The organism is Bacteroidales bacterium (assembly GCA_031275285.1).
GTDB lineage: Bacteria > Bacteroidota > Bacteroidia > Bacteroidales > UBA4181 > JAIRLS01.
The window spans coordinates 1-7,327 of sequence record JAISOY010000212.1; the positions used below are offsets into that span (position 1 = coordinate 1).

Here is a 7,327-nt window from a genome sequence, read left to right on the forward strand (position 1 = left end):
ATTTGTCTTAGAGAGCTATCCCGCCCGTAATTTTTTTGTTCGATGGCCATATCCTGTTCCATCAATTGAAGTTGTCCTTTCAATCGTTCCCTATATGCAATGGTTAATTCGATTTGATGCCGCATGGCTTCAAGTTTTTGGGGATGATAACGTAGTTCTTCGAATGACTCAAATTCTGCCAGAGCTTTTTGAAATTCCAGAAAATAAGGTAACACATCACCTAACCTAAGACGTTGAGGTTCAAAATGGATACAGCCAGGCTTTATATCGTTTTTCTTGATAGAATCTATAAATGTCTCCAGAATAAGCATATCTCTTACGTCAGCAGGATTTTCCAATATTGCCAGCAGTTGGTCTGTTTTTACTTTTTGATGGTTTACTACTACCAGATTTTGGATATGTCCTGACGTTTGCGCAATAAGATGCACAGGTGGATTTGATGATGTGATAATAATTCGGCAATGTATAGAATCGGGATAAGAGAAAAAGAAAGTACTTCCCAGAATCAATATCATGACTCCGAAAATAACCATAATGCCATTACGAACCAAACTATTGGGTGTGCGTCCCAGTATAGCTTCGATCTCTTCGTTGCGGAGTTCAATAGGGTTATCTTTTTTGATTTCCAACTGATTTGATTTATTATTATCAATTATCATATTTCAACACCCAAGTTCCAACTGGTTTTGCACTAAATTAAAATAAGCTCCCCGTTTTTCAACCAATTCGGCATGAGTACCGTGTTCTATAATTTCGCCTTTTTCTAACACCACAATCTGATCGGCTTTTTTCACTGTACTTAATCGGTGTGCCACTATCACAACGGTACGTCCTTTGTAAAAAGTTTCCATATTCTTCATGATCTCGCTTTCGTTGTTAGCGTCAAGAGAATTGGTAGCTTCGTCAAAAAATAAGTAGGCGGGATCTTTATAAACAGCACGAGCTATCAGGATGCGCTGTTTTTGCCCCTGACTGAGGCCAGTGCCTTCCTGCCCTATTTTGGTATTGTATCCGGAGGGCAACTCTCCGGCAAATTCATGCACGTTTGCAATTTTTGCAGCCTGGTATAATCTGTCTTTATTTACACCTTCGTCGCTTGCTGCAATGTTTTCAGCAATATTATCCGAGAAAATGAACCCGTCCTGCATCACAATACCACATTGGGATCTCCAGAATCTGGAATGAATGTTTCTCAATGATGTGTTGCCAACTTTGATTTGCCCTTTTATCGGTGTGTAATTCCCGATAAGCAGTTTCAACAGGGTGGTTTTTCCGCTACCACTCGCACCGACTATTGCCGTTATTTTTTCTTCCGGTATGGTTAGCGTTACATTCTTTAGCACAGGCGGAGCACTCGGACTCAAATAACTGAAATTAACATCTTCCAGATAAATACTTTTGTCATCTGAAGGTAACTCCATTACATTCAATTTATTGGCCTGATCTTCGTCTTCCCTGAGATGAACATCTCCCAGACGTTCAATACTTATTTTGGCATCCTGATAGGAATGTACAAAGCCGATAAAGTTTTCGACCGGTCCTTTCAATTGTCCAAGGATGTAAGTTATAGACATCATCATACCTAGCGTCATTTGTCCGTCAATGACTGATTTTGCAGCAATTACCGAAAGAATAATATCTAATATGCGATTGATAAAAAACGACCCTGTTCGCTGTATTTGATTTACCGTCAATCCCTTAACGCTAACTTCGAATAACTCTGCCTGAATCGACTCCCATCGCCATCGCATTTTTTTTTCGCAGTTGTTCAACTTTATTTCCTGTACTCCGGAAATAAGTTGTACGATGTTGCTCTGGTTTCGAGCTGAACGTTCAAAACGTTTGAAATCCAAAACCCGCCGGATACGTAGAAAGGCCATCACCCAACCCACATATAAGCTATAACCTACAACAAAAATCAATAACAATGTGAGATTGTACCATGCCAAAATAATAGCAAATACAATAAAATTAAAAAAAGAAAAAAAAACAGAAATGGATGTTCCGGTCATGAATGATTGAATCCGCCCATGATCGCCAATTCGCTGCATAATATCCCCGGTATTTTTTGAATCGAAAAAAGCAATGGGTAATTTTAGCAGTTTCAGCAGAAAATCAGAAATCAACGCAATGTTGATCCGGGTACTGACGTGTAGCGATATCCAATTCTGAACAAAACCAACAGCCATTTGACTTATCGCCAATACCAATTGTGAAACCAAAATCAGTATGATAAAATTAAGATTGCTGTTAAGTACGCCCACATCAATCATGGATTGCGTGAGGAAAGGGAAAATCATTTGTATCATCAGCCCTAGCAACATCCCCATAATAATCTGTAAAAACAGTCTTTTATGAGGGCGCAAATAATTAAAAAACCATGATATGCCGGGTTTTTCTTCATTTGCCACATGGGAAGACGGATTATAAAAAGCCATCGAGGGGGCAATCATCAGAACCATACCCTTATCATCGCCTTCCTCCCGCGCGCTAAGCCAGCCATCCAAAAACTCATCAACACTGTAGGTTACATGCCCAAAAGCAGGATCGCTTACATATACCTTACCACGATAAGCGCCTTTGTGTTTGCGAACTTTGATTTTATAGACTATCACAAAATGCGATTGCCTCCAGTGAACAATACACGGAAGCACTATCTTACCCGACAACTTTTCGAAAGTTGTACGTACGCCCATCGTACGAAAACCGATTTGTTCGGCAGCATCGGCAATTCCCAGCATGGTAACCCCATTGCGATTAGCGTAGCACCATTCGCGTAATGATTGCAATGATAAATTCCGCCCATAATACTTCGCTATCGCATGTAAACAAGCTGGTCCACAATCCATGCCATCATGTTGAAGAGTAAACGGAAATGCCATGATTAAGATTTTACAACTTCACTTCAGAAATCAATTCCCCATCGAACAGATTCAATACACGTGTGGCATAACCTGCATCATGCTGACTATGTGTTACCATGACAACTGTTGTACCATCCTTGTTCAATTCGGAGAGTAGGCCCATCACCTCCCTGCCGTTTTTTGAATCCAAATTACCTGTCGGTTCGTCGGCAAGTATGATTTTGGGACCGGCAACCACAGCACGGGCAATGGCTACCCGCTGTTGTTGCCCTCCTGAAATTTGTTGCGGAAAATGCTTGGAGCGATTAGTGATTTGCATCCGCTCCATAGCTGCCTGTACTTTTTCTTTACGCCTGGCAGGCGAAACACCCATATATATCAATGGTAATTCTATGTTTTCAAAAACATTCATGTCCTCGATCAGGTTGAAACTTTGAAAAACAAACCCAATAACACCTTTGCGCAGCCGTGTGCGTTGCGGCTCGGAATAAACGCTTACATCCTCTCCGTTGAGTAAATAAGCACCACTGGTGGGAGTATCAAGCATACCGAGAATATTAAGCAGCGTAGATTTACCGCAACCAGACGGCCCCATAATAGCAACAAATTCACCTGAAGCAATCTCTAAACTGACCTGATGCAGCGCCCAGGTTTCAACATCTTCTGTACGAAAGATTTTTTGAAGATTTTCTGTTTTGATCATATCCTAAATTTTCTAATTTTCATAGATGCACCCCCCTTGATCCGTAATTGTTTTATTCCGTCTTAATAGACTTCACCGGGTCTTCATTCGCCGCGCTCCAATTCTGGAAAGTCACCGTACATAATATTATCACCGACAAAATAATAAAAGCCAGTAAATAAACCCACCAGTACACCGGCGTTTTATATGCAAAATTCTCTAACCAGCGGCTGACGACATAAAATGCAAGCGGCGCTGCGATCAAGAAACAAATCACCAATATCTTCAGATACCTTCTATTGAACATTAGGATGATCTCTGCCACCGATGCGCCATAGACTTTCCGGATGCCGATTTCTTTACGCCGGCATTCGCCATCGAACACAACTAAACCGAAGACGCCAACGACAGATATAAATATAGCCATCAAACTAAAGAGCGATATCAACGAAATCAACGAAGTTTCCTTTTCATAAAGTTGTTGCAACACTTCATCGTAAAAACGGACTTGAAAGGGGAAATTGGCGTCAAATCCGGCAAGTGTAGAATGAATATATGCCATTGCTTCATGTTTGTTCACTCCGGGCTTCAGCCTAATGTATGCAATGCCTGGTTGTCTACCCCAATTTTTCGTTCCCCATACATAAAATGCCATTGGAGCAACACCTAGGCGAAAAGAAGTAACATTTACATCCTGTATGAAGCCTATTATTTCACCACTTTCAATGCCACCATCACCTACCATTGTGTTTAGTTTTAAATCGTATATTTTGCGTGCTGTCTCATTAAACACATACACTCCATTTTGCAGATCCGCATCCTCTTGTCTGAAATCGCGACCTTCCGTAATATGAATACCCATTACTTTCAGAAAGGAGTAATGTACCGGAATGCATTGAAATTCAGCGCGTTTTCCATTGTAATCAATTCCCCATTTCATATAAATATCGGAACCTGATAATAACACTTCGCCAAAAGTAACATCTTCAATTCCGGAGTACGATTTTAACCGGTCGACAAACGCATCGCGACTATTCTGTATCCGCCCGATATTGACAGTGATCAATTCATCCTTGTCAAAGCCTAAAGCGGAGTTTTGCATGAATCTGTTCTGTAAATACATGAAAGAAACGCCTATTAGCAACGCAAACGAGGATACAAACTGAATACCAATCAAAATGTTCCTCATTTGTTTCCTTGTCGATGACAGGCCGAAATATCCCTTCAAGGCTAATGCCGGTTCAAAGGAAGTCATGTAACGGGAGGGGAAAATGCCGGCAAACAAACCGGTGAGCAATGCTATGAATGCTGTTCCTCCAAATATCAACGGATTTGCTGCAAACGACAGGTTACCATCTACAAGCTTTACCCATGGGGTAGTACGGAATACCGAAATAAGGCACAGTGCTACAAGGTATGACAGGAAACAGATGACAGCCGATTCGGCTACAATTGCGATACGCAGGGTGTTCCGTTGGGCGCCCAGTACGCGCTGCGTATTGATCCTCTTAACACGGATGGGTGTAAGCGCTGCGCTGAAATTAATGAAATTGATAGATGCAATGATGATAATCACTATAGCAATGGAAAACAAAATCATCAATGTTTGCCTGCTTGCCTTTGGTGCAGTGTCGTTTGATACATTAGTCACAAAATGAATATCAGGTAAAGCCGTAAAACGCAACTGTGCACCTATATCCTCCCAGGGATCACCACCAAGAGCATTATACTTTCGTTTGAAACTCTCATATATCAGCGGTAAATTAGATGCTTCATCGACTCGAAAATATGCATCATAATCAAAATTACTCCAATTCTCTTTATCCTGATTTGCCGAAATGGAGGGACGATATATATAATTATTGACGATGGAATTTGACGGAAAATCCCTGTATATGGCTCCCACCGTCCATTCTCTCAACTGTTTATCCACCGCCGGCTCATTCCCGAATATCTTACGCGAAAGGCTCAACGGGATAATTATTTTGCTGCGTGCTTTGAAAGCATCTTTACTGCCTTCTACGAAATCAAAAGTAAAAACATCAATAAATTCAGGCGCCACGCTCATGCATTTTTCTGTAAAAAAGTCCCGCACCCCATCATCTTCAATATTGAAATAATTTTCATACGGAAATGGGCTGACAACCGCACCGGCCATAATGTGAGGCGATGACTCGAAAAAAAGATCGGCAAGCGGACGAGGAATATTTGTTTGAACAGATGTTTCTTGAAGCAATTCCAACCGGAAGATCTTGTCATGGTCTTTGTGGAACTTATCAAAACTCAAATCATAATTCAATTGGACCATGATGGTCATAAATGCTGCAAAAGCAACCGAAAGCCCCATAATATTCAAAACTGTTGCCAGCTTAAACCGGCGGATAACGCTTAAAATATTCCGTAAAATTGGATACATAACAATTGCCTGATTTATAGTTCTTACAATAAGATAGTCTGTTAAAGAATAATGTTGCTTTGCCCTGGGAGGTCATTATTTATTGCTCCATCCTCAAAGGCAACCATGATGAACATTTTCATTTTTGGGCATATTAGATTTACTAAACAAAAGTAGGTTTTTTTTGTTAAATACAAAACCCTTTTTATTGGTTATCAGATACCAGTGCGTTAAAAAGTCAAAATATGCTGAATAGATAACAATCCGACAACTGGTATAATGCTTTGTTATTCTGCATTATGCGTATCTTAAATAGCTCAGTTGAAAAATCATTGATCTTAATCTGATCATATTTATTTTAACCATGTTTTCAGAGATTTTACATTGATATTCATAATCTTTGCTTAGTCTCCTGTAACTTTCAAACCATGCAAAAGTTCTTTCCACTATCCAACCTTTAGGTAAGGGAATAAATTCTTTTTTACCATCAGTGTGCAAAATGACTTCAATGATATGCTTCAATTTATTTTTTACAGCATTAATCACTTCCCCACGGTATCCACCATCAGCAAAAAACCTGGCCATTGTAAAAAAGTCCATCCTTGATCTGGTTAAAACATCCCCCAGCAGATTTACAGTCATGGATTCCGGCGGAATGAACCACCACAACCAACAGTAATACCAGGGTATCAGTTACGATATGTCGTTTACAGCCCTTTATCCGTTTGCCTCCGTCGTAACTCCTGATCTACAAAACGGGTGGTCTTTACCGATTGGGATTCAATGATACCAACCGAAGTCTCTTCGTTCTTTCCATATGACTTTCAAATCTTGCCTCTTATTACATTCATTATCAAATTAATTGTACCGTTAAATATGCATTTCCTGATATAATAATAAACCAGGCGCCAGTCCGGAAAACACTTGGGCAACATCCGCCATTGGCAACCACTTTTCAGCAAATAAAACAATGCATTAAAGACTTCCCGAAATTTATTTTTACGTTTGCGCTTATCAGGAATTATTTTTACTATTGTATCCCATTGGTTGTTGGTTAAGTCTGTCGGATGTCTTTTTATTTGTAATGTTTATTTGATCGATAACCATAAGATTACAAATGCCATTCGACATATGAAACTAATAACCAATGTTTTTATATAATCACATTGTCGTTTTTAAACAGATTCTTATCAGTTTTTTACAAAAATTATTGTTGCTCTGATTCTTCTTTCAGATGTTTCACATTCTTTTCATACAAATCGATGATAAATGACTCCGGCTTGACCTCAGAATTTTTCAATACGCAAATCGATTGTAAATTATCAGGGGAAGTTTCCATTATGTTCTGGGAACATGGGCCGTTGCATATAGGCAAGTGTTTACATG

Annotated in this window: 7 protein-coding genes; all 7 read right to left on the reverse strand. The window is 39.8% G+C overall.

Annotation, left to right across the window (positions count from 1 at the left end; genetic code table 11):
* A partial coding sequence (locus tag LBQ60_21105) for a hypothetical protein (protein MDR2040423.1) occupies nt 1–629 on the reverse strand: 629 nt, incomplete at its 3' end.
* 33 nt (nt 630–662) lie between these two features.
* A complete protein-coding gene (locus LBQ60_21110) occupies nt 663–2,882 on the reverse strand; it encodes a peptidase domain-containing ABC transporter (GenBank protein MDR2040424.1) in 2,220 nt (739 codons plus the stop codon).
* Between the two features lie 10 nt (nt 2,883–2,892).
* Nucleotides 2,893–3,567 carry an ABC transporter ATP-binding protein gene (locus LBQ60_21115; GenBank protein MDR2040425.1) on the reverse strand — a complete coding sequence of 225 codons (675 nt, stop codon included), beginning with the start codon at nt 3,565–3,567 and terminating at the stop codon, nt 2,893–2,895.
* Between the two features lie 52 nt (nt 3,568–3,619).
* Nucleotides 3,620–5,962, reverse strand: coding sequence for an FtsX-like permease family protein (locus LBQ60_21120; protein ID MDR2040426.1), 2,343 nt, complete (start codon nt 5,960–5,962; stop codon nt 3,620–3,622).
* 276 nt (nt 5,963–6,238) lie between these two features.
* Complete coding sequence (locus LBQ60_21125) at nt 6,239–6,541, reverse strand: transposase (protein MDR2040427.1); 303 nt, start codon at nt 6,539–6,541, stop codon at nt 6,239–6,241.
* Nucleotides 6,507–6,689, reverse strand: coding sequence for a transposase (locus LBQ60_21130; GenBank protein MDR2040428.1), 183 nt, complete (start codon nt 6,687–6,689; stop codon nt 6,507–6,509). Before LBQ60_21130 ends, LBQ60_21125 begins: the two co-directional genes overlap by 35 nt.
* A 76-nt stretch (nt 6,690–6,765) precedes the next feature.
* Entirely contained in the window at nt 6,766–7,020 is a 255-nt protein-coding gene (locus LBQ60_21135; GenBank protein MDR2040429.1) for a transposase, read from the reverse strand.
* Between the last annotated feature and the right edge of the window lie 307 nt (nt 7,021–7,327).